The sequence below is a fragment of the Georgenia deserti genome, assembly GCF_042680605.1.
In the GTDB taxonomy this organism is placed as follows: Bacteria; Actinomycetota; Actinomycetes; order Actinomycetales; family Actinomycetaceae; genus Allobogoriella; species Allobogoriella deserti.
Genome location: NZ_JBHUEE010000006.1, coordinates 63,484 through 85,471, shown reverse-complemented (window position 1 = coordinate 85,471; position 21,988 = coordinate 63,484). Strand labels below are relative to the sequence as shown.

At 67.7% G+C, this 21,988-nt stretch carries 26 protein-coding genes and 2 pseudogenes; 17 read left to right on the top strand and 11 right to left on the bottom strand.

Going from position 1 to position 21,988, the window contains the following annotated elements; translation table 11 throughout:
* Positions 1-8: 8 nt before the first annotated feature.
* Positions 9-182 carry a hypothetical protein gene (locus ACFSE6_RS12030; RefSeq protein WP_388007107.1) on the top strand — a complete coding sequence of 58 codons (174 nt, stop codon included), beginning with the start codon at positions 9-11 and terminating at the stop codon, positions 180-182.
* 309 nt (positions 183-491) lie between these two features.
* On the opposite strand, the gene ACFSE6_RS12025 is transcribed toward ACFSE6_RS12030, so the two are convergent.
* Positions 492-1,103 (bottom strand): TetR/AcrR family transcriptional regulator, encoded by a 612-nt coding sequence (locus tag ACFSE6_RS12025; protein WP_388007104.1) that lies wholly within the window; start codon positions 1,101-1,103, stop codon positions 492-494.
* 144 nt (positions 1,104-1,247) lie between these two features.
* Here ACFSE6_RS12025 and ACFSE6_RS12020 point away from each other — a divergent pair, with 144 nt between their 5' ends.
* A complete protein-coding gene (locus ACFSE6_RS12020; protein WP_388007101.1) occupies positions 1,248-2,390 on the top strand; it encodes an acyltransferase family protein in 1,143 nt (380 codons plus the stop codon).
* 55 nt (positions 2,391-2,445) lie between these two features.
* On the opposite strand, the gene ACFSE6_RS12015 is transcribed toward ACFSE6_RS12020, so the two are convergent.
* Entirely contained in the window at positions 2,446-3,336 is an 891-nt protein-coding gene (locus ACFSE6_RS12015; RefSeq protein ID WP_388007666.1) for an alpha/beta fold hydrolase, read from the bottom strand.
* A gap of 8 nt (positions 3,337-3,344) precedes the next feature.
* Positions 3,345-3,944: a TetR/AcrR family transcriptional regulator gene (locus ACFSE6_RS12010; RefSeq protein WP_388007663.1), complete on the bottom strand. Its 600-nt coding sequence runs from the start codon at positions 3,942-3,944 to the stop codon at positions 3,345-3,347.
* 206 nt (positions 3,945-4,150) lie between these two features.
* Between ACFSE6_RS12010 and ACFSE6_RS12005 the strand changes: the two genes are divergently transcribed.
* From ACFSE6_RS12005 to ACFSE6_RS11995, 3 genes are all read left to right on the top strand, one after another.
* A complete protein-coding gene (locus ACFSE6_RS12005) occupies positions 4,151-4,876 on the top strand; it encodes a MerR family transcriptional regulator (protein ID WP_388007098.1) in 726 nt (241 codons plus the stop codon).
* On the top strand, positions 4,873-5,208 hold the full coding sequence (locus ACFSE6_RS12000; protein ID WP_388007095.1) for a YnfA family protein: 336 nt from the start codon (positions 4,873-4,875) through the stop codon (positions 5,206-5,208). Before ACFSE6_RS12005 ends, ACFSE6_RS12000 begins: the two co-directional genes overlap by 4 nt.
* A gap of 124 nt (positions 5,209-5,332) precedes the next feature.
* Positions 5,333-5,785: a GNAT family N-acetyltransferase gene (locus tag ACFSE6_RS11995; protein ID WP_388007092.1), complete on the top strand. Its 453-nt coding sequence runs from the start codon at positions 5,333-5,335 to the stop codon at positions 5,783-5,785.
* A gap of 89 nt (positions 5,786-5,874) precedes the next feature.
* Here ACFSE6_RS11995 and ACFSE6_RS11990 read toward each other — a convergent pair whose 3' ends face one another.
* Entirely contained in the window at positions 5,875-7,158 is a 1,284-nt protein-coding gene (locus ACFSE6_RS11990) for a cytochrome P450 (RefSeq protein WP_388007089.1), read from the bottom strand.
* A gap of 22 nt (positions 7,159-7,180) precedes the next feature.
* Here ACFSE6_RS11990 and ACFSE6_RS11985 point away from each other — a divergent pair, with 22 nt between their 5' ends.
* On the top strand, positions 7,181-7,792 hold the full coding sequence (locus ACFSE6_RS11985; RefSeq protein ID WP_388007086.1) for a TetR/AcrR family transcriptional regulator: 612 nt from the start codon (positions 7,181-7,183) through the stop codon (positions 7,790-7,792).
* Between the two features lie 66 nt (positions 7,793-7,858).
* Here the strand turns inward: ACFSE6_RS11985 and ACFSE6_RS11980 are convergent, their stop codons facing one another.
* The gene (locus ACFSE6_RS11980) at positions 7,859-8,728 is read right to left on the bottom strand and encodes an arylamine N-acetyltransferase family protein (protein WP_388007083.1); all 870 of its coding nucleotides are present in this window, start codon (positions 8,726-8,728) and stop codon (positions 7,859-7,861) included.
* Positions 8,725-9,396, bottom strand: coding sequence for a TetR/AcrR family transcriptional regulator (locus ACFSE6_RS11975; protein ID WP_388007080.1), 672 nt, complete (start codon positions 9,394-9,396; stop codon positions 8,725-8,727). The genes ACFSE6_RS11980 and ACFSE6_RS11975 overlap by 4 nt, the downstream gene beginning before the upstream one ends.
* A gap of 124 nt (positions 9,397-9,520) precedes the next feature.
* Between ACFSE6_RS11975 and ACFSE6_RS11970 the strand changes: the two genes are divergently transcribed.
* Both ACFSE6_RS11970 and ACFSE6_RS11965 read left to right on the top strand, forming a co-directional pair.
* Positions 9,521-10,048: a MarR family winged helix-turn-helix transcriptional regulator gene (locus ACFSE6_RS11970; RefSeq protein WP_465254149.1), complete on the top strand. Its 528-nt coding sequence runs from the start codon at positions 9,521-9,523 to the stop codon at positions 10,046-10,048.
* Positions 10,049-10,272: 224 nt separating this feature from the next.
* Positions 10,273-10,905, top strand: coding sequence for an EamA family transporter (locus tag ACFSE6_RS11965; protein WP_465254148.1), 633 nt, complete (start codon positions 10,273-10,275; stop codon positions 10,903-10,905).
* Positions 10,906-11,013: 108 nt separating this feature from the next.
* On the opposite strand, the gene ACFSE6_RS11960 is transcribed toward ACFSE6_RS11965, so the two are convergent.
* From ACFSE6_RS11960 to ACFSE6_RS11950, 4 genes and pseudogenes are all read right to left on the bottom strand, one after another.
* On the bottom strand, positions 11,014-11,556 hold the full coding sequence (locus tag ACFSE6_RS11960; RefSeq protein WP_465254150.1) for an AAA family ATPase: 543 nt from the start codon (positions 11,554-11,556) through the stop codon (positions 11,014-11,016).
* 33 nt (positions 11,557-11,589) lie between these two features.
* Positions 11,590-12,255 (bottom strand): class I SAM-dependent methyltransferase, encoded by a 666-nt coding sequence (locus ACFSE6_RS11955; RefSeq protein ID WP_388007068.1) that lies wholly within the window; start codon positions 12,253-12,255, stop codon positions 11,590-11,592.
* Positions 12,256-12,469: 214 nt separating this feature from the next.
* Positions 12,470-12,596: pseudogene (locus ACFSE6_RS18980) on the bottom strand (YnfA family protein); the annotation flags it as partial.
* A gap of 111 nt (positions 12,597-12,707) precedes the next feature.
* Positions 12,708-14,168 carry an ArnT family glycosyltransferase gene (locus ACFSE6_RS11950; protein WP_388007065.1) on the bottom strand — a complete coding sequence of 487 codons (1,461 nt, stop codon included), beginning with the start codon at positions 14,166-14,168 and terminating at the stop codon, positions 12,708-12,710.
* A gap of 135 nt (positions 14,169-14,303) precedes the next feature.
* On the opposite strand from ACFSE6_RS11950, the pseudogene ACFSE6_RS11945 reads away from it, so the two are divergent.
* The 9 genes and pseudogenes from ACFSE6_RS11945 to ACFSE6_RS11900 all read left to right on the top strand — a co-directional run.
* A pseudogene (locus tag ACFSE6_RS11945) lies at positions 14,304-14,888 on the top strand (NUDIX domain-containing protein); the annotation flags it as partial.
* Between the two features lie 85 nt (positions 14,889-14,973).
* Positions 14,974-15,498 carry an RNA polymerase sigma factor gene (locus ACFSE6_RS11940; RefSeq protein WP_388007062.1) on the top strand — a complete coding sequence of 175 codons (525 nt, stop codon included), beginning with the start codon at positions 14,974-14,976 and terminating at the stop codon, positions 15,496-15,498.
* 199 nt (positions 15,499-15,697) lie between these two features.
* The gene (locus tag ACFSE6_RS11935) at positions 15,698-16,285 is read left to right on the top strand and encodes a hypothetical protein (RefSeq protein ID WP_388007059.1); all 588 of its coding nucleotides are present in this window, start codon (positions 15,698-15,700) and stop codon (positions 16,283-16,285) included.
* A 65-nt stretch (positions 16,286-16,350) separates the two neighbouring features.
* Complete coding sequence (locus tag ACFSE6_RS11930) at positions 16,351-16,977, top strand: hypothetical protein (protein ID WP_388007057.1); 627 nt, start codon at positions 16,351-16,353, stop codon at positions 16,975-16,977.
* Positions 16,974-17,738 (top strand): hypothetical protein, encoded by a 765-nt coding sequence (locus ACFSE6_RS11925; RefSeq protein ID WP_388007054.1) that lies wholly within the window; start codon positions 16,974-16,976, stop codon positions 17,736-17,738. Before ACFSE6_RS11930 ends, ACFSE6_RS11925 begins: the two co-directional genes overlap by 4 nt.
* Before the next feature lie 11 nt (positions 17,739-17,749).
* A complete protein-coding gene (locus tag ACFSE6_RS18975) occupies positions 17,750-18,622 on the top strand; it encodes an ABC transporter ATP-binding protein (protein WP_465254147.1) in 873 nt (290 codons plus the stop codon).
* The gene (locus tag ACFSE6_RS11910) at positions 18,619-19,002 is read left to right on the top strand and encodes a hypothetical protein (protein WP_388007051.1); all 384 of its coding nucleotides are present in this window, start codon (positions 18,619-18,621) and stop codon (positions 19,000-19,002) included. The genes ACFSE6_RS18975 and ACFSE6_RS11910 overlap by 4 nt, the downstream gene beginning before the upstream one ends.
* A gap of 24 nt (positions 19,003-19,026) precedes the next feature.
* Positions 19,027-19,791 (top strand): ABC transporter ATP-binding protein, encoded by a 765-nt coding sequence (locus ACFSE6_RS11905; RefSeq protein WP_388007048.1) that lies wholly within the window; start codon positions 19,027-19,029, stop codon positions 19,789-19,791.
* Positions 19,788-21,236 carry an ABC-2 family transporter permease gene (locus ACFSE6_RS11900; protein ID WP_388007045.1) on the top strand — a complete coding sequence of 483 codons (1,449 nt, stop codon included), beginning with the start codon at positions 19,788-19,790 and terminating at the stop codon, positions 21,234-21,236. The genes ACFSE6_RS11905 and ACFSE6_RS11900 overlap by 4 nt, the downstream gene beginning before the upstream one ends.
* 444 nt (positions 21,237-21,680) lie before the next feature.
* Here ACFSE6_RS11900 and ACFSE6_RS11895 read toward each other — a convergent pair whose 3' ends face one another.
* Complete coding sequence (locus ACFSE6_RS11895; protein ID WP_388007042.1) at positions 21,681-21,980, bottom strand: tyrosine-protein phosphatase; 300 nt, start codon at positions 21,978-21,980, stop codon at positions 21,681-21,683.
* Positions 21,981-21,988: the final 8 nt, after the last annotated feature.

Genomic DNA, 21,988 nt, shown 5'->3' with positions numbered 1-21,988 from the left:
CCGAACGTGTGGCCTCCGCGTTCGGCGAAAAAGACCCTGACCTCATCGCCGCCTTCCGGTACCTGCAGATCGGGGACGCCGGCCTCGATCCAGGTTTCGCCGCCATCGGTGGTGCGGAGAAGGTGCGGGCACAGATCGTCACCGCAGGGCCTCCAACCCAGGACCCACCCACGGTCCGGTGAGGTCCAGGAGGTCGACGCCGGGGAAAACTCCCCAGCGGCCACCGCCGGAGCTGTCGCGACCCCGGGAAGGGCCACCAGCGCCGCGGTAAGCGCTCCCAATACCCCGCTGCGCCACCGGTCGGTGGTTTGCTTCGGACGAAGTGAAAGCCCCATGGGCGTGCTCCAGCACATCCTCGTCGAGTCACTCACCCAGGACAGCGTAGACCGGGCGGACGACGTCCGAAACCTTTCACAGACGCTGCGCCGTCGAAAACGATGAAGCTGTTGACCGTGTTCTTCCCGACAGGCTCAGTTCACAGTGAGACCCGCCTACGTGCCGGTGAGCTGACTGCGAAAAGCGCGGATCGAGGAGGCCACCGTCTGCCGCGCCTCGCCGGCCTCGATGGCGTTCGTGAGGGTGAGCGTCGACAAGCCCTCTGCCGTTGCGAGCAGGGCGGTTGCCGTGCGGGTGAGATGTCTCGGGTCGGCTGCCGCCGCCTCGGGGAGGCGCGCCAGTTGATCGGCAAGAAAGCCGATCAACTCAGCGCGGCCACCTCGCAACTCCTCGGCCCGTTCGGGGTCGGTCAGTGCGTGCAGCTCCACGGCGGCGGCAACGCGGAGCATTGTCCGGTCCCGCTCCCCCTGCGGGATCAGGGCCAGCAGCGTCGCCTCGACGACGTCGGCGGGAGCGGGTGAGGGGAGGGAAGTAACCGCCTCCCGCACGCGTTCGGCGGTCAGTTCCCGGATGCGCTGGAACGTCAGGGCAAGCAATCCAGCACTCGACCGGGCGTAATGCTGAACGCGGCCCGGGGAGACGGACGCTTCGGTGGCGACCGTCCGGAACGTCAGGCCGGGGAGCCCATCCCGGGCAAGCACGCGTAGCGCTGCATCACCCAGCAAGCGGACTTGCGCCTCGTGCTGCTCACCGCGTCCCCGGCCCACGCGACTCCTTCCGCACGTATCGCGATACGGTAGCATCGCCTTGTTCCCAATACGACCGTATTGCTTTTGTCCTTGCACCTTCGCCCCGCATGGGACGCGTCAGTGCGTTCCGCCGGCCACAGAGCCCGACACTGAGGAACACAGATGAACTCCGAGCATCCTGCGAGTTCGGCATCCGCCGTCCGTCGACCTGCTGAGCAGGGCCGCCTGTACTGGATCGATACGGTGCGCATCGCGCTGACCGCGCTGGTCGTCGCCCATCATTGCGCCCTCACTTACGGCAACATTCCGATCTGGTTCTACAACGAGCCGTCGAGGGACCCGTCGGGTTCGGTGTTGGACATCCTGGTTGTCGCCAATCAGAGCTACTTCATGGGCCTCTTCTTTCTCATCTCTGGGTACTTCGTGCCTGCCTCCGTCGATCGCAAGGGGCCCGGTGGGTTTGCTCGGGAACGGTTGATCCGACTCGGTGTACCGATCCTTGTGTTCATGGTTGTCGTCCGCCCTGTGGCCGACTATTGGTCTTGGCGTTACAGCGACAGTGCACTGCCGTACCTGACGCATTACATGACCACGATGGACCCCGGACCGACCTGGTTCCTCGAGGTACTCCTGATCTTCTCGCTGCTCTATGCCGGTTGCCGGCGGTGGGTTCCGGTTCGACGGTGTGCACGACTATCCGCGTCGGACGGCAGGCTGCCCGGCATGGTCGCAGCCCGTACGGTGACGGGCCTGATCCTGATCATGGGCGTCCTGATGGCACTGTGGCGTCAGATTGTTCCGGACGGCACCTACTGGCCTGTCGTCGGACTGCCCACTCCCGCCTTTCTCCCCCAGTACGCCTTGATGTTCTCCGCCGGCGTGCTTGCGGCCCGGCGACGCTGGTTGGAACGCATGCCGTCGTCAATCGCCACTCTGGGCGGCGGCGTCTCGTTGGTTGCACTCCTCCTCCTGGCACCGTTCGCGCTGTCACCGGACCCGGTGGTGGCTGGCATAGCCGGCGGGTTCGCAATGGCGGTCCTTGGTGTCGGCATCAGTGCCGTCGTCCTGGTCGCCTTCCGCCGATTCGCACCGGGCCGAGGGCCAAAACGGCAGTTCTTGTCGGACAACGCCTTTGCCGTCTACGTCATCCACCCGGCCGTCCTTGTCGTAGTTGCGCTCCTGCTCCGGGAGGTGCCCGCTCCAGCGATAGTCAAGTTCGCAGCACTCGCGTCGCTCTCATTGCCCGCCTGCTGGGGCCTGGCCGCTCTGCTCCGCCGCAGTCGCCTCGTGCGTAGGATCGCGTGAGCAAGGCGACCGCGCGCCGCACGCTTCGCCCGGCGGCCCTCGGGCGGCGAACCGGTCAGCGGGGCGCGACCGCTGCTCGCGATTCGATGCCGGTGACGAAGCGGGTGATCTCCTCCGGGTTCTCCTCGGCCATGAAGTGCCCGCTTGTCGTGGCCTGGTAGGTCAGATCGGGCGCCCACGCGCGCCAGAGGTCGGACGCGTCGAAGCCGAGTTGGGAGCCCCAGTCCTGGGAGATGACCCCGACCGGCATCGTCAACTGCGCCCCGCGCTCCCGGTCAGCGGCCTCCATCTCGAGGTCGATGCCGGCGGTGGCGCGGTAGTCGGCGACGATGGAGTCGATCGCGGCGGTCGAGCTGGTGACGTAGTAGTCGCGCTCCTCGGCGCTGAAGGTCGCGCCCGTCGGGTCCCAGGCGTCCAGGAAGGAGCCGAAGAACTCGGGCGCGACGGCGGCGATCATCTTCTCGGGCAGGCCCGGGGGCTGTGCCATGAGGTAGAGGTGCCAGGCGACCTTGGCGTCGACGCCGTGGAGGACGCCCCAGGTGTCGAGGGTCGGCAGGACGTCCAGGATGCCCAGGTAATCCACGGCGGTGGGGTGGTCCAGTCCGGCGCGCACGGCAACGAGTGCACCGCGGTCGTGTCCGATGAGGCCGAAGTGCTCGACCCCGAGCTCGCGGGCGATCGCGACGACGTCGGCCGCCATGGTGCGCTTGGAGTAGGTGGTCGGGTCCTCGGCCGGGGGCTTGTCACTGTCGCCGTAGCCGCGAAGGTCGGGGACGACCACTGTGTGGTCACGGGCCAGGCTCTGCGCGACGTGGCGCCACATGTAGTGGGTCTGCGGGAACCCGTGGAGCAGGACGACCGCCGGCCCGTGGCCACCGACGGCGACGTTGATGTCCACCCCGCCGTCACCCGCCAGGGTGCGGTAGTCGAAGCTGTCGATGGTCATGGATGCGCTCACGGGGTCTCCTGGGGCGGGTCGGTCGGGCGGGTCTCGGGGTGGCCGGAGAAGATCCCGGCGGGCAGTGTGGCGGTGCTGGCCGCTGAGGCGGCGAGGGCGGGCACGATCACGGTGTCGATCAGCGCGCTCAGGTACTCCTCGTCGACGAGGAGTCCGTTCGCCCTGCGGAGGAGCAGGACGGCTCCGACGACCTCTTCGAACGCGAACGGGCTCACCCCCTCCGGCAGCTCGCCGCGCGCCACCGCGGCGTCGATGATCGGCTGCGGCAACCTGGCCCCCGTCGGGCCGACGGACTCCTCGATCGCGTCGCACAGTTCGGGATCCTCGAGTCCGGCCTGGAGGAGCATCATTGCCGTCGAACTGTCGGCGGCCGCCATGGTGCGTTCGAGGCGGCCGCACAACATCAGCAGGTCCTCTCGGAGGGAGGCGCCGTGGGGCAGCCCGGTGGTGGACTCCTGAGCGGGGCCCGCCTTGACGGCGGCGATCACCATGTCTCGCTTGGAGCTCCACCGCCGGTACAGGCTGGCTTTCGACGTCTGGCAACGACGAGCGACTGCCTCGAAGGTGACGCCCTCGTACCCGTGCTCGCCAAGCATCTCGAGCACGGCCCACGTGATCCGTCGTTCCAGCTCGGGGTCTCGCGGACGACCGGGCGATCCACCAGTTCGGTCATTTGTATACGGCACGTTTCGTATCGTAACCGCGCTGCGGACGCCGCGCGTCGGTCTCGGCGTGAGGGTGCCCTTCAGGAGTGCTGGTGACCTTGACCTTCGAGCCCACTCGAAGGTTTAGCGTCGAGTCCATGAGAATCTCGCAGCTGGCGGCGCGGACCGGTGTGCCGACGTCGACCTTGCGCTACTACGAGAGTGCGGGTCTGCTACCTGCGGACCGAGCGAGTAACGGCTACCGGGTCTACGGCGAGGCCGCGGTGGACCGATTGGCGTTCATCAACCAGGCCAAACATCTCGACCTACCGCTGCAGTCGGTTCGCGAGCTCGTCACCGCCTGGGAGTCCGAGCCGTGTCACAGCGTCCGCGCCACATACCGCCCCATGCTCATCGAGCACAGCGCACAGGTCGACGAGCGCATCGCCGCGCTCGAAGCCCTGCGCACCAAGCTCGCTGCCGCTCTCGAACGCTTGGACGCGCTGCCCAACCGGAGTGGCCCATGCGATGCCACGTGCTCCTTCCTCGACCGGAACGATTCCGACCTCCCGTTGGCAACTGAGACAACGACTCCGATCGCTTGCTCGCTCGACGGAAGTGACTACTCGGCACGTCTCAAGGACTGGCACGCTCTGCTCACCGAAGCTCCGCGGAGAAGCGTTCCCGGCGGGATCCGGGTGAACCTCCCGACGGCGGAGCTCGAACGGGCTGCTGCGCTCGCGGCCGCCGAGCAGAGCTGCTGCGGCTTCTTCGGCTTCCGGATCGACCTGCGCGGAACCACATTCGACCTGACCATCACCGCCCCGCCCGAGGCGCGGACCATGCTCGACGACCTTGTCCCCGGCAAGGAGGCCACCCGATGACCGTGACCCGGTCCATCATCCTCTTCGCTGTCGCAGCCCTCTTCGAGATCGGCGGCGCCTGGCTCGTCTGGCAAGGCGTCCGCGAGCACCGCGGCTGGTTGTGGATCGGTGCCGGCGTCATCGCCCTCGGCCTCTACGGCTTCTTCGCCACGCTCCAGCCCGACGCGCACTTCGGTCGCATCCTCGCCGCCTACGGTGGGGTCTTCGTCGCCGGATCGTTGCTCTGGGGCGTCCTCGTCGATGACTTCCGACCCGATCGGTGGGACGTCACCGGCGCACTGATCTGCCTCGTCGGGGTCGCGGTCATCATGTACGCCCCGCGATCGGTCTGACGGCGATCCGCTGCCGCCATCGTCACGACGGAGTCGCAGACCGGCGCATCGGGCGACTGACCGATCGCGCACTAGCCGGAAAAGGACGTGTCCGAGTGTCAGTGGCACCCTAGGGTGGCGGTTTGTGACCGAACCGACCCTCCGTCCCGCACACCCCGGAGAGGGGCATCTGCTTTCGGCCCTTGCACTGCGGTCCAAGGGGTATTGGGGCTACTCTGCCGAGTTCCTCGAGAGCTGCCGTGAGGAGTTGGCCGTGAGCGAGGACCAGTTGCGCGACGTGACCGTGGCCGAGGTCCACGGCGATGTCGCCGGGTTCAGCCTGCTGGTACTGCGCGGCGAGCGGGGCGAACTCCACTCGTTGTTCGTGGACCTGCCGTGGATCGGTACGGGCGTCGGCGCCGCCCTGCTGAGATCCGCGCTCGGCGGTGCCCGGGCACAAGGCGTACGGGAGGTCGGTCTCGACGCCGACCCGGGGGCGGAGGCGTTCTACGCCCGGTTCGGTGCCGTCACCGTGGGGAGATCCCCAAGTGGGTCGATCCCAGGCCGGACGCTAGCTCGGATGGCGTTCAGGCTTTAAGTCGCATCGCGGCCGAGATGACGGTCACGGTCTGTCCTTCCACCGCTCGGAGCTGAGGCACCAAGGTTCCGAGCGTGCCGCGCAGGACGTCACGCTCGGCCCCGTTCGATGAAGGCGATCCGGACACCTGGATGGGGCCGCATGGCGGCGAAGCTGCGGGTGGTTCGCGGCCCGCCGCGCAGTTCGAACGCGCCTCGAGCCAGGAGCCGCGCGAGCATCACCGTGAGCTCGGTGGTCGCCAGACCGGATCCGAGACAGCGATGCTTGCCGCCACCCCACGGCAGATACTCGTGCGACGAACGCCGGTCGCCTTCGAGCCACCGGTCGGGTCGGAAGTCACGCGGACCCTCGTACACCCGCGGATCGCGATGGGTGGCGTACGGGCTGAAAAGCACCAGGTCGCCTGGTCGGACGGTTCGTCCCGCGAAGCCGAACCCGGTGACCACATATCGCGCGGAGATCATCGCCGGTGGGTACATCCGTAACGTCTCGTCGACGATCGCGCGCAGAAGCGGGAGCCGCTCGAGATCACCCGGCTCCGGGCGCCGGCCACCCAACACGTCGGCGGCCTCGGCACGCGCGTCATGCTGCCAGTCCGGGTGCGTCGCCAGGAGGTAGACGATCCAACCCATCGCGGCGCTGGTGGTTTCGTACCCGGCGGCGATCATCGTCACGACCTGGTCCCGGATCTCGGGGTTGCTCAGGCCGGAGCCGGCGCCGTCGCGACCGTGCACAAGCGTCGACAACGCGCTGCGCCCGCGGTCATGGAACGTACTGTCGCCTCGTCGGCGTTCGCCGTCGATCTGCTCATCGATGAACGCATCGAGCGTGTCCCGGGCGCGCATCGCTCGGCGCCAGGCTGGAGTGTTCAGTCGCCGTTTCGCGGTGAGCACCGGCAGCAGCGTGTCCGACAGGTCGATCAGCGGTTGCAGAACGTCGCCCAAGGTTTCGGCATGGCCGGCAAGCCGCTCGCCGAACAGTGCCCGCAGAGTGGAGCGCCGGATCGCTCGCCGAAAGAGGGCGTAGGCGTCGACGACGGCGCCGGGCTCAACCGCGTCCAGTGCCTCGTCCGCCGAGGACGCCATGGCATCGAAGTAGCCGTCGATCCGCCGCGGCGCCAGGGATGGCCGGATCAGCCCGCGCCGCCGCGCGTGGTCCGGCCCGTCCGAGAGCACCACCGACGTCGGGCCGTCGACGACCTCGAGCGAAGCGAACGCCTCCCGGACCCGGAAGAGCTCGTCGTGGCCGAAGATCATCTTGTTCGCCTCCGGCCCGAGCAGATACACAAGCCGTTGCCGACCTACCCGCGCCCGGACGACCGGTACCGGACGCTGCGCCCGCCGGACCAACCAGTCGCCTAGCAGCGAGGACACCAATCGCGTATCTTCCACAACTGTGGAAGATACCGCACGTGGCGAGGCGGGCCGCACCGACCGGGGGCGCGAAGCCCGCTCGCGGCTCATCGAGGCGGCCATCACGCAGCTTGCCGACGGTGGGATGCGGGCGCTGACCCATCGCAAGGTGGAGCAAAGGGCCGGGCTGGCCCAGGGCTCGGCGAAGTACTACTTCGGCACCCGTGCCGCGCTGGTCGACGCTGTGCTCGCGCACCTCGTCGACGTCGAGCTGCCGCTGGTCCTCGAGGTCGACCCCGACGAGCGCGACGAGGCCACAGATTCCCGCGACCTGCTGGATCGCGCCCAACAGGTCGTCGACGCCGCGCTTCGGGATCCGGACCGGGTCCGAGCCCGGTTCCACCTGTATCTGCACGCTGCGGGCGATCCCGATCTGCAAGCTCGCGTCCGCGTCGCCCGCGACGCGTTCGTCACCCGGATAGCGGCTTCGCTCCCCGGGGCCCAGTCCGAGGCCGGCGCGCGATTTGTCAGTGCGACGATCGACGGCCTGCTGTTCGGCCAGGTCTGCGCACCCGATCCCACGGTGAGTGCCTACGCCGCACGGTATGTCCTTGCCGCGGGAGCTGCCGGTGCCTCACTTGCGGCCGGTGAGTGAACCTTGAATCGAGGGCTCTCGGTCGCAGGCCGGGGTGACCGCCGTGTCATGCGAGACGGGTGACGGTTATCGGTCACGCCCGCGTACGGCGCGGCTGTGTTGCAGCCAGCCGTCGTGCTGCTCGCTGGCAGCGGCCCAGAGACGATCGACGCCGTCCGCCCCGATGTCGCCGACCGGTACCAGCAGCTCGTCTGCGAGGACCCGGGCGAACTCGTCCTTGTCGGGGATCGTCCGGGCGCTGGCCCCGTCAGGGCCGATCCGCCGGAGGGTACGGGACACCAGGAGCAAGGTCTCCCCGCCGACCGAACGAGCGATCACCAGGAGCCGGACGTATGGCGAGTCCGGTGACGTCGAGAGCGCAAGGTTGCGGGCAGAGAAGTCGGCCAGTGTGCGTGGTTCGGTCCGGAAGTCGTAGGACGCGATCGAGCCGCCGGGGTGGTGGTGGAAGCGCCAGGTCGAGGAGTCAAGACGCTCCAGCCGGTAGTCGTACCCATCTTGATGGTGCACTCCTTCCCGTAACGGGATCGGGTCGAGAAATCCGTCTCCGATCCCACCATCAGCGACCCAACGGTCGAGGCCGACGTCGACCAGAAGCACGTTGTGGTTGCCCCAGGTGTCCTCTCCCCGTTGCTCGCGGAGCACGGCACCCTCGACCAGAGTCACCTGGAACCCGGAGGCGCGCAGGAGCACCGCCAACGCGCCGTTCTGTTCGAAGCAATAGCCACCTCGGCGCCGCTTGACGATCTTTTCGTGCAGCCGGTCCTGATCAAGACTGATCGGACGGCCCAGCTGGATGTCGACGTTCTCGTAGGGAACCTGCTGGCGCCACGCCCGGTGGAGGTCGCGCAGGGAGCCCGCATCGACGCGGACCGGCCGCTGGAGACCGATCCGCCGGAGCATCTCCCGAAGTTGGTTGGTGGGCATCGGCGTCGTCATGTCGTCGTTCCGTGCCGCTCACCGGCGGCCCGGGTCACCGCGTCGGCGAGTTCGGCGGCGTAAACCTGTGTGTCCAGGTCTGGTCGGTGACGCAGGAGCTGGGGCAATCCTTCCAAGGTGCGCTGGACCATGGAGGCGAGGACGAGGGGATCAGCCGTCTGGAACTCACCGAGATCCTGACCGCGCCGGAGCAGCCTCGTCAGATAGATCATCACCGCACCGTCCGGATCGGCCTGCGCCAAGGCCGGGCTGTCCGGGTCGTCGTGCACGGCGGAGACGATCGACCCGAACGCCCGCATCCGGGCACGGTGCTGATCGACGTAGGCGGTGACCCCCCTGATGTACGCCCGTAACTCCGCGGACGCCGACAGTGGCGGAGACACGGGCCGTCCATCCTCCGGTGGCTGGATCGGGCGGGAGGCAGCGTCGGTCCGCGCTCGGTCGAGGAGAAAGTCGTTGATCGAGCGGTACGTGTCATCGACGATCGCGCGCATCAGCTCCGCCTTGCTGGCGAAGTGGTAGGAGATCAACCGCGTGCTGCTCAGGCCGCCGCGGCGGGCGATGCGAGCAAAGGTCGTCCGCGCATACCCGACCTCAGCGACGACCTCGATGGTGGCCGCGATGATCTGCGTCCGCCGAGCGGTCGCGGCTGTCGATGGGGCTTGCACGGGAGTGGTCTTCCTTGTGGCACAGGGTTTACTTAGTTAAGTAAACCACATGTCGGAATCGATGAACCTGGTCGTTCACCAACGTCAGGGGTGACATCATGCATGGCGCATGTCATCATGCACTATGCATGACGTGGAGCGTACTGCGAACCTCCTTGGGGCGGCGTCCCTGGCGCTGACGGACCTTTCCCTGAGTGCGGCGACCCAGGCAAGAAGGCTGAGCACCAGCAGCGCTGCAGCCCTGGTCTCGCTCGCGGCACATCCCGGCCTGAGCGTGAGTGAACTCGGCCGCCGGGTGAAGCTGAGCCAGCCGGCTGCTGCGCGGATGGTTGACTCACTCGAGACCGCCGGCCTCGTCGCCAAGGTGCCGAGCTCCGTCAATCGACGATGGGTAACCGTTCGGCCGACCCGCCTGGGAAGTGCGTTGGCGCGACAATTGCTCACTGGCCGCAACACGCCACTGGTTGGCGTCGTCTCGAAGCTCGACGAGAGCGATCAGCAGACGTTGGCGGGCTTGCTGGAGAAGCTGCTGGCGCACGTTTACGCCGAGGTGGGCGAGGGGCAGCGCATCTGCCGACTCTGCGATCGTAAGAGCTGCACGCGGTCTGCCCCCTGCCCCGTGGGTGAGTGCGAGCGCGCTGAAGAGACCTGACGCGTGGGCATCGTTCTGGCACTGGCCTCCGCGCTGAGCTACGGGGTCTCGGATGTCATCGGCGGCCTGGCATCTCGACGGCTCTCGTTCGTTCGTGTCGCTCTGCTCGGACAGCTCGCCGGCCTTTGCTTGACCGCGATCATCATGTTTGCGACGGGGCCCCCGCCCACACCCGGCGTCGCCGCCGCTTGGGGGCAGGATCCGGCATCGGTACCGGGTTGGCCATGACGTTCCTCTTTCGCGGCCTCAGCCGCGGCGCAATGTCGGTCGTCGTGCCGATCAGCGCCGTCGGCGGCGTCACGCTGCCCGTGGTCGTCAGCGTAGCTTTCCTCGGTGAACGACCTGCGTTTGTTACGTGGGTCGGCATCCTTATCGCATTGCCGGCGTTTTGGTCCATCAGCAAAGGAACCTTCGGCGCAACCTCTGTTTCGCGGCATTCCATCTATGACGCACTCACCGCAAGCGGAGGCATCGCGATTCAGTATTTATGCCTCGCGCAGGCCGATCCGGCCTCAGGCCTCTGGCCGATTCTCAGCGGTCGCGCCACTGCTGTGATGACGATCCTCCTGGCGGCAGTCGTCCTGATTCGGAACGCACCTGCGCGAAAACCCGCCACGTCGTCCCTGTCAGCTCTGACCCTCAGCCTCGGCGCGGGCGTGCTCGCCGCGGCCGCACTGGCCGCCTACCTGTATGCGCTCCGAACCGAATTCGTCACGGTGTCCGTCGTGCTGTCCTCGCTATACCCAGTCGTCCCGGTGATCGTGGGACTGTTGTTTCTCAGCGAACGGATTCATCGGTCTCAGGCCGTCGGACTGGTGGCTGCACTCGGCGCGACAGTCCTCATCGCGCTGGCCTGATACGGACACGCGCACAGGGCGTGGCGAACGAGATTCACACGTCACGCCGTGACGTATGGCCATCGTGCGAACGCTCGACCCAGCAAGGGCAGGGTGAACTGGGCAGCTTCATGCCAGCTTGCGCAAACACAGCCAACCGGCCCTTGCAAGGACCTCACGCGCGACGTCGCTCACCGAGCGCCCGTCGGAAGTGATTCGCAGGACTGTGTCGGGGGCGGCGTCGAGCTTTCGGGCTGCGGCGTTGCTGCGGTCGATATGTTGCTTCAGTGCAGTGCCGACTTCGCGTTGTGCGAGTCGGTGGGCTGCGGTCGCATCAGTCGCGGTCAACAACACGGTGAAGGGCTGGACCTCTGTGCCGAGCGCGGCTGCCAGCTCCCGAACCCTCAGTACGCTGACGGTGTTCGTAAAGATCAGGCGCGAGTAGCCAGCCGCTCGGTAGTTCTTCCACATCGCCGCGAGGTTCTGCTCGGCGAGGTCGACGCCCGCACGCCACGGCTCCGGATACGCCTGATCAAGGTTGTCCCCTTCGATCACGGCGTGGCGGACGTCGGCACGCGCCAACATCTGGTGCGCCTCGGCGGCGAGAGACGATTTGCCCACGCCGGATCGGCCGCCGATGAAGATGACATCCGTCGGAGTGTGGGCCTGCATCACGCCATCCTGACGCATCATCCCCGTCCGGGATCACCGGCTGGCGATGCCCAGGACGTGTGGGCTCGAGGGCTGGGTGAATCGCCTGTCGGGGAACCGCAGGCGGCGAGACGTGGTGATGTCGTAGCCCGCTGCTGTGAGCTCCGCGACCGGATCGGTGGCGGTGTGGCAGCCACCGGCGAGTAGAGGCCAGACGGTGGCATCCGCGATGCGCTGGACGATTCGCAAGGCCGCCGAATCGGCGATCGTGTGCTCGAGAAAGCGCAGCGTGCCGCCAGGGCGCACGACGCGCCGGATCTCGGCGAGCGCCCCCGGGCGGTCATCGACCGAGCACAGGACGAGACACAGTACAGCTGCGTCGACACTGGCGTCGGGCAGCGGCAAACGCCCCGCAGTACCCGGGCGAACGACCACCGCGACAGGCGCGGACTTCGCCGCACGCTCGGCCAACGAGCGAAGGTGCGGTTCGGGCTCGACCGCGATCACATCGGTCACGCCGCCGGGGTAGTGCCGGAAGTTCATCCCGTTCCCCGCGCCCACCTCCAGCACCGTGCCGGTGAGCTCGGCGAGCATCTCGCGGCGCAACTCGGCCAACCCCTCCGCCTCAAGCGCCTCGCTGATCCGGGCGTAGAACCGGCTGAAACGCGGACGGGGAAGATCGACACCGCGCCCGCCCGACATGCTGGTGTCGCCCGACATCGGCTGGACCCCTTCGACGCTTCCGGCCAACCCTGGTCCCGCGATCAACACCATACGGCCTGTCCAGAGCGCGGAAACCTACATCAGGTACGGAGTCGGCTTCCGCCCGGTTCGCGGTGCATCGACAAATGTCGACTTGCAGCACAGATTGAACAGACACCCCTGATTACTTTGCACGATCTCGAGCGTGGCGGGTCGTCGTGCAAGGTGGGCGTCACTCGGCGGGTCGTGGTGGGTACATGATGATGGCGATGCCGATGAGGCAGATGGTGACGACGATGAGGTCCCAGCGGTCCGGGGCGGAAGCCGTCGACGAGGACGCCACCGTAGGCCGCGAGCACGCCGAGCGCCGTGTGCGTCGGGCGGTTGTACGCGGCCGAGTCGGCCAGGCGCCGTGGGTGGCTCGGGGCTCAGCCGCAAAGGCGCGGTAACGGAAGCCAGGGATTCACACATCAGTCGAGATGGCGGAACCTGTCCCATAGCTCAGGCCACCGCTCGTGCGGGTCGGTGCACACCAACACCGGCATGCCCTGTTCCTCGTTCTCGACGTTCACCCCGTTGTCCAGCTCGCCGGCGACCTCGCACGAGCCGAACCACCGCTGCGCGCGACTCGCCTGGCCTCCGACGATGACCACGGTGTCCGCATCGTCCGCCGGCCGGCCCATCTCCCACAGCGCGTTGTGCCCACTCACCACTGGTACGTCGCCCGATCCGAAGCGGTCCAGCGCGCCCATTTCACCGTAGTTGCTCGCGACAATGACATCAGCGTCGACGGACGCCGCCACCGCTCGCACCTGCTCCGCGTAGCGCTCCCAACCGACCTGGTCGGCCGCGGCGGAGTTGACCGCCGCCAGGCCGCTCGCACCGAAAATCTGCACCGGCAGGAGCGGCAGGGCGGAGATCGCGCAACCGACTGCGTTGACGGCGAGGAGAATGCTGATCACGATCCGCCGACTCCGCGAGTGAGCCCACTCGGCCACACCTGCCGCACCGACCGCTACAAGCGCACCGAGTACTCCGGCGGTGTAGTAGAACTGTGTCCCCCCGATGAAGACGAACAGCACGACGACACCGAACACGATCACGAGGAACCGCAGCGGCTTCCACGCCGGCCGACGGAGCAGGCGGACGACGGCGACCACCCAGAAGACGGCGAGCACCGGGCCGACAAGCAGCACCAGCATCGGCCACATCATGATCCGGACCTCGCCAGAGTTGTCGCCGCTGAGCGCCGCACCCATCGCGAGTTGCGGCCAGCCGTGCGTCGCCTGGTAGAACGCGCTCGGGACGGCGAGTAGCCCGGCGATCGCCACACCACCCCAGAGCCATCGCGAGGCGAACCACCGGCGCGGACCGAGCAGCGCAAGACCTACCGCGATGCCGATCATCAGGACCACCACCAACAGCTTGTTGGCGGTGCTCGCCCCGATCACCGTGCCGGTCGCGAGCCACCATCGGCCGTCGTCGCGGCCCACGGCACGAATCGCGAAAAGCAGCACCGCCGGCCACACCACAAGGTCGAGGCTGGTGGTGAGCAGGACGTGCCCGAACATCAACGTCAGCGTCGCCCCCGCCATCCCCCACACGGCGAGGGCCTGGGCAAGCCGCGAACCGCCGACCTCCCGAGTGATCAGCGCCAACAGCGGCAAGGATGCCGTCGCGCACGCCAGCGCCACGATCCGCACCGCAACCACACTGTCGCCGAACAGGAAGACCGCGGCCCGAGCCAGCAAGGGTGTGACCGGCGGCTGATCGACGTATCCCCAGGCCGGCGGCAGCATCCGGAAGTAAAGTTCGTCGCGGTGGTAGCCGTATTCCGGACTCAGCACCGCGAGGACGATTGCCAGGGCGACCATCGCCGTGATCACGTGCGCCCGGGCGAACGGGTGCCACTCGAAGCTCCGACCGGGCATGCCGCCAAGTCTGCCGGGCACGCAACGGGCGTACCGAGATTCGGGGCAGGAGCACAGTGCCGGTCGGCGACTCGAGGACGAGGGCTCCTCCTGGCAGCGGCCTGAAGAGAGAGCTCAGCGCACCCCCACGAAGGATTCCCCCTTGCATGGGAGTTTCCTGGCGAGAGCGCGCTTGCCGGCCAGGCGAGTCCCGAAGCCGCAGTCCGCGAGCTTCATGACGAGACCGGCCTGACGGTCACGCCTCGGGACTTGAGGTGGGTCGGCCGGTTCGCGGAGTCGTCGGCGTTGCTCGACCTGTTCGTCGTCCCAGTCTCCAAAGAGGCCGATCCGATCTCGAGCTCGACCCAGCACAGGTTCAAGCTGCCGCATGGATCGAGTCTGGTGTTGTCGAGCAACGTCTCGCGTCCGGGCAGATGGCAGGTATTCGTCGTCGCATCACACGAGAGAACCCATCGGGATGACTGCCATTGGTCACGCCCAGATACTTCACCCGTAGAGCGGCGTCCGGGGCATGGCGGCCGGCACCGTCGTGTGTCTGGTGCACGCTCTCGAGCCCTTTGCTCCCCGCTCACACGATCATGCTCACGGATGATGCTGACGCTACCTGAGTGCTACGCGACGCCGGGAACGCGCGGCTTACGTTGGAGGCGAGTCACCGCTCGTCCCTGGTCGATTAGTGCTCGTGAACCGGCTGGCCGGTGGGCGCTACTGACTGAGTGAGAGCTGCGATGGGCAGTGCCAGGTCGTGGGAGGCGGAGAGTACAGAGTGGCGTGGTCAGGTTCAGCGGTCGAAACGGATGAGGCGTTGCTCCTCCGGATCGGTGCCGCCGATGAGCGCGCCCTCGCTGAACTCCACGCGCGGTACGGCTCGGTGGTGTTCGGCTTCGTCGCGGCTCGGACGCCGGACCGCGGGGTCGCAGAGGAGGCCACTGCTGACGTGTGGCTGGGCTGCTGGCGATCGGCGCGCGCGTTCCGGCACGACAGCCGGGTGCTGACCTGGCTGCTGGGGATCGCGAAGCGGCAGATCTACGCGTACACCCGGCGCAAGCGTCTGACCCAGGTGCCGCTCGATGAGACCGAGCACGCGATCCCGGCGGACGACGGCGATCCTGCCGACCTGGTGGCGTCCGCCGAAGAGACCCATGCGCTTCTGGCGGCGTTGGGATCTCTTCCTTCCGATTTGAGCGAGGTCGTTCGGCTGGCTTGGGTGCATGAGTTGCCGTACGAGGACATCGCAGAGCTGGTGGGCATCCCGCGCGGAACGGTGAAGAGCCGGGTGTCTCGCGCCCGGCGCCTGCTGCGCGAGGAGCTGAGGAGGAACGATGACTGAGCACAGTCCTGGGTCCGGCTGTGATGAGCCCTTCCGTGAGGTGCTGCGCCGCTGGGAGAGCGAACAGGGCGAGGCGCCCGCGTTCGATCTGATCCGGCGTCGGATCGCGAGCGCACCATCTCCGATGGATGCTCCCCGGTGGTCTGCCCGGCGGAGCGCGAAGTTGGCAGCGGTTCTGGCATGGGCGCAGGTGCGGGTCGTGCCGTGGCTGATCCTGCCGGTCGCTCTGGTGACTATGACGATGGCGATCTTCGCGGCTCGATTCTTCGGGGTGACGCAGGGAGGATCGGCTGGCGACACCGGGTTTGCTTCGGTGATACTCGCCGGGATCGCGGTCACGGTGACGATGGCGCTGTCGTCCGCGAAGCCCGACGCGATCGCCCTGGCGACACCGCTCGGCCCGCAGGTGGTGGTGCTCGCGCGGATCGCTCTCGTGCTGGTCGTCGACGCCGTCACCGGGCTTGCGGCATCCGGCCTGGTATCGGCCTGGGGGTATACGAGCGGCTTGCCGGAGGTCGTCGCGAGCTGGCTGTTCCCGGTCGCGCTGGTCGCGGGAGCCGCGACGTTCGCCTCGATCTGGGTCGCACCCTGGGCCGGCATCGCCGCCGGGCTGGTGCTCATCCCGATGGCCGCCCCGGTGTCCGAAGCGATTTTCTTCTTCGGCCTGTCCGGGGTTCTGTGGAACGCGCTGACCCCGTTCGGCCTGCTGGGGGCAGGCGCGGCCCTACTGGTCGCGGCCGTCACGACGGCTCGGCGGGCCGCGATCAGCGGACTGCAATCCGCGTGAACCGATCCGCCTCACCCCGCTACTGACCTTGTAGGTGCAGATTCTCAAGAGTTCAGGAGCAGGAAGTGACGAGAGCAGCGATCCACGCACAGGGTCGACGTGTCGGCTTGATGGTGCTGTGCGGACCGATCCTCGCCGGGGCCGTGGTCGCCCTCGCCGGCTGGTTCGCCGCCGAATCCTGGCCGCCGTCTCAGGCGATGACACTAGTGAACTGGCTCGCGCAGGTGTTTGTGATCGCCACCGGCATCTGTGCCGCGGTCGCCCTCACGGGTGACCCGCTGATCGAGCTGCACGAGTCCACGCCGACCGGGTTCCGTCAGGTTCAGCTTCTTCGCGCCGGGCTGGTGGCACTGTCCGGGCTGGTCGGTGCGGTGCTGATGTTCTTCCCCCTGCACGCGCTGCCTGTCTGGCCACGCGACGAGGGATGGGCGTCGGTAGCGTCGCCCGCCGGCGCGGTCGTGATCATGATCGTCGTCGCACTGGTGGCCGCGGCGTTCGCGGGCACGGCAGCGACCACCACCATCGCGGTCGTGGCGGCATGGACGTTCCTCGCGATGCTCTGGGACCCCTACGTCCTACCGCTGCCGCAACAGCGCGGTATCCCGCTCATCATCTCGGCCGGACTCCTCGTCGCCGTCTGGCACCGGCTCGCGAACGCGGAACGCAACATCGCAAAGGTGGTCGCGGCATGACGGTTCTCGCACTCGCTCGCACGCACTCGAAAGTCGCTCGGCGGCAGAAGGCGCTGTGGTTCACCGCGATCCCGCTGACCGCGTTCGCCACCCTGCTCGCGGTCATCTCCCCGGCCCGGCCCGGTACCGGCGGCATCGAGGACCTTGCGTTCTCCGCGGAACTGATCGTGATGTTCGCCGGCGTCGCTTACGCCGCCGCGTTCGCCGACTTCTTCACCGCCCCCTCACGGCTGGGCATGGGCGAACTCGAAGCCTCGACCCCGGTACGCCCCCTCGCCCTGCGCACAGCGAGGATCTTCGGCACCTTCGTCGTCGTCGTCGTTCCGGCGCTGGCAGTGCTCGTGGTCATGGGCGTCGTGCAGACGCTCAGCGGGCATCCTTGGTCGATCCCGGTGGCGGTGGCGGTGACTGCGACGATCATCGCCCCCGGCGTGCTGATCGCCATGTCATTGTCGGCGCTGCTCGGCGCGATCCTGCCCCGCGCGCTCGACCGTATCGCGGGCGTGCTGGTCTGGTTCTTCCTGATCTTCTCGTCCTCGATCCTCCCACTGCCCACGCCGAACGGCACGGTCTTCACCGTGATCGGCGACGCGGTCGCCAGCGGCTACTTCGACATCGACCCGATCTACCCGCCCGCCGGTTCGCTCGCGTTCGACGGCACGGTCTGGACCGCGACGCTCTCGCTGGTTGCACAGCTCGTCATCATCGTCCTTCTGCTCTCCGCCGGGTCTGCGCTGGCCGGGCGCATGGCCAAGCGTTGAAAGGAACCCGCATGTTCATCTCCATCGACCATCTGGGCAAAGACTTCCGAAAGAAGCCCGCAGCTCTCGATGACGTCACCCTCGACCTGCCGCAGGGCATGATCGGGCTTCTCGGCTCCAACGGTGCCGGGAAGACCACGCTGATGCGCATCCTGTGCGGGATCGTCCAGCCTACCCGAGGCCGGGTGCTCATCGACGGCCATGATCTCGCCGATGCCGGGGCACGCCGGGCGATGAAGAAGTCGCTCGGCTATCTGCCGCAGGACGTGGAACCGTACCCGAACCTCACCTCGCTCGAATTCCTCGACTACGTCGGCGTCCTCAAAGGCATCGACAACGCGAGCGAGCGCAGACGGCAGGCCCGTGAGCTGATCGCCCAGGTCGGCCTGAACGACGCCAAAGATCGCAAGGTCGGCGGGTTCTCCGGCGGTATGCGTCGGCGGGTGGGCATCGCGCAAGCACTCATGGGCGACCCAGAGCTGCTCGTCGTAGACGAGCCCACCGCGGGCTTGGACCCCGAGGAACGGATGCGGTTCCGCACTCTGCTGGCGAGTCTCAGGCAGAACCGCACGGTGATCTTGTCCACGCACATCCTCGATGACGTGGCGCAGACCTGCCCCTACGTGTTCGTCCTCCGAGAAGGACGCCTGCGCTACGACGGACCCACCGACGGGCTGATCGACACCGCCCGCGGCCGCACCTGGCTCACCGCGTCCCGCACCGCACCACCGCCCGAGCACGTCACCGTCGTCAACGCCACCACGACTGGCGCTGGCACGCAGTACCGGATCGTCACCGACACCCCGCCTGCGGACGCGACGCCCGTCGAACCCAACCTCGAAGACGGCTACATGGCCCTCACGATCCCGAAGGAGCACGCATGAACATCCACCGCACGACCATCCGCATGTCCGCCGCGGCGGGAGCCGCGGCACTGCTCGCCCTCGGCCTCGCCGGATGCAACGGGATGATGAACTCCGAGGATTTCCCCGAAGACGGCCCCACCCGCACCGCGACCAGCAACCCCCAAGACGTGTCTGCCGATGACTTCGGCCACTCGTGGAACCTGGATGTCGATCGCGGCACCGTCAGCTGTGAGAAGAACGGCAAGGGTGATCCCGTGCTGCGCTTCACCGCGCCCGACGGCACCGAATACGCCCTCAACTCGGTCGATGAGAACGCCGAGCTGCCACCGATCGGAGACATCTCCGACGGCTCGATCGGGACGCTGCGCACGTTCGCGTTCACCGTCTGCGACGCCTGACCCGCGTCAGACAGGAGGCACCCTATGACAGCCCTGCCCGAGAACACTCAAGCGCCCCGGATGGCAATCCGCTGCACCGATGTCCGCCTGCAACGCGGCGACACGATCGTGCTCGACGGCCTCGACCTGAACGTCAGGGCGGGGAGAGTCCATGCACTGCTCGGCCGGAACGGGGCGGGCAAATCCACTACTTTCCGGCTGCTGCTCGGACTCATGGAGCCCGACGCGGGAACGATCGACGTTCTCGGCCAGCCTCCGGCGTCGGGCACGAAGAACCGTGCGACGCGGGAACGTATCGGTGCGAGCATCGACGGCCCCGCGATCTACGCGCACCTGAGCGCGTTCGACAACCTCCTCGTTCACGCCCGGCTCACCGGGGTCACACGCGCCCGCATCGAAGAGGTGCTCGAGATCGTCGGGCTCGCCAGCACAGGCCGCAAACGCGCCCGCCACTTCTCGATGGGCATGAAAGCCCGTCTCGCGCTCGGCATCGCCATCCTCACCGAACCAGACGTGCTCATCCTTGACGAGCCTCAGAACGGTCTGGACCCTCAGGGCATCGCCGAGCTGCGCCAGCTGCTCCGCGCCTACGCCGCCGCGGGCCGGACGGTCCTGGTGAGCTCCCACCAGCTCGGCGAGATCGTGCAGCTCGCAGACGACATCTCCGTTCTCGCCGACGGCATCTGTCGCTACGAGGGCCCGCTCGCAGACTTCGCGGCACCCGGACAGTTGGAGGAGACATTCCTCAAACTCACCATGCTGAACGCCTCACGGCAGGAGCCGGCGTGATCGGCGCGCTCGTGCCTGCGATCCGGGCGGAGGTGATCCGCGCGAAAGGCTCCGCCGCAGCCGCACTGCCCTGGGTCGGTGTCGTCATCGCCGGCATCAGTTTCGCCGGGATTCTCATCACGCCCGAGAGCCAGGAACGGGCGGCGCTGCTGTGGCAAACCCTCTACGTCACAGGCATGGCTGCACCGCTCCTGACGCTCTTGGCCGGCCTGACCACCGCCCGCGAGAGCGCCGCTCGAGACGGCGGCACCATCTGGCGCGCCACCAGCCCGCGAATCATCATCGTCGCCCGATTCATCGTCCTCACCGGACTCTCTGCTCTGTTCCACGCGCTCGCGTTCTGGCTGGTCATCCCGCTCTCCCTCGCTGTCGGAGCCCCCACCGACGCTCCACGCATCGTGTGGGCCGGTCTCGTATGCTGGGTCACGACACTCGGCGTCCTCGCGCTCGCGTTCGTGCTCAGCGAACGATGGGGCACCATCCCCGTGTTCCTCGCAGCCTGGATCTGGCAGGCCATCGGTACTCTCGCAGCTGAATCGACGGCCTGGTACGCGATCCCGCCGACCTGGGCCGTGCGTGCGATGCTGCCGATCGTCGGAGCGCACCAGAACGCCGAACCTCTCGCAGCGGGCGACCCGCTCGCAACCGAATCACCCGCCCTGGCGCTCGCGCTCAGCATCTTCCTGGCCGGGATCGTGTTGGTCCTGCGAGTGCTGTCGCGGGGCACTCTCCGCGTGGAACACCGCGCAGACAATCGCCCGGTCGGGCCACGCAGTACGCGCGAGAGCACGCTCGGAGCGGTCCGCGCCGTCGTGCGTTCTCGCGCCATTGTGCCCTTGTGTGCTGCCGCGGTCCTGCTCGCGATCGTGACGGCCGCGGTATATCCGAACTCGTACCTGCTCGGGTTGCACACTTACGCGATGCTGCCCTTCGGCGCCTGCATCGTCGCCGTCCTCACCTGGCTGGCACTCGCTCCGGGATGGAAGGTACTCATGCTACGTAAAGCGACCGTTCCCGCCGCCGTGCAGACCTGGCTGCTGCTCTGCGTCTCGACGGTGTCCGCGGCGGTGACCGCCACCGCTCTCGCCAACGCCGTGCGGCGAGGCCACGGCGACGCCGCATCCCTGCTCGCCATCACCCAATCTGGTGTGCTCTGGCTCATCCTCGGCGCGGCTGGCGTACTCGGAGCACTCTGGCTCACCGTCCGGTTCGGCGTTGGGTGGGCGCTTGGCGCAACCGTGATCCTAACCACCGTCGGGATCACGCTCGGCGGCGACGTGCTCGCCGACACCTGGCTGTGGATTCTGGGACCTACAGCATGGCCGCTCTCCGCCGACACCCCGCAACGATTCATGATCGCAGCGCTGATCGCCTCCGCCTTCGCCGTCCTCACCTGGCTCCTGAGCACACGCGCCATGCGCAACGCTCCCGCGAGAGCAGCATGACCAGGCACATCCACGTGATCTCGCGCGCGTCCGCACCGATGGCCGCTACCGAAGCAGAGCACTGGTCCAGACAGCAGCAATGAGTGGCCGCACGACTCTGCCCGCCATTGTCGGCCCGCACCCGCACGATCCATCGCGCCGTCGGGCCGGGAGCGTATGACTGCGTGCGGCTCATGGTGGTGCGTGATGGCACGGCGATCATGTTCTCCGAGTTCGGAGAGCAGCCGGTCAGCTTCGGTGGTGTGATCTGCTCGGACCCAGCGGATGCAGTGCAGATTGCACCAACACGCCGGGCTACTTTGCATGATCCTGGCCTTGGCAGTGATGCCGTACAAAGTGCGTTGCCCCCACTGGCGCGGTAAGCGCACCGTTTCTCCGGGTCAGCCAGGGCTCATCGTGGTTCGACGTGGGGCATCGGTCGACGGAGAGGTCCCTATGGTTCGGTTAGAGAGCGCGGAGCCGCGAGCGCGTCTCGTCTGTCACGCCGAGCCTGTCGAGGACATTCTGCGGTGCGGCGGCAAAAAGCCTCACGTGGTCCAGATTGGCGTCGAGGAACGTCGCCACCTCGGCATCGCACCACGCCGCCTGCCGGTCGTGGCCTGGCCCGCCGTGTGCGGGAGCGCCGGCCATCGTCCGGACGGCCACCGCGTAGTCGGCGACGACGTCCTCGGGGCTGACGCCGGCGTTGGCGAGGAGCAGGGCGGAGACCATGCCGGTGCGGTCGCGGCCGGCGGCGCAGTGCACGAGCGTGC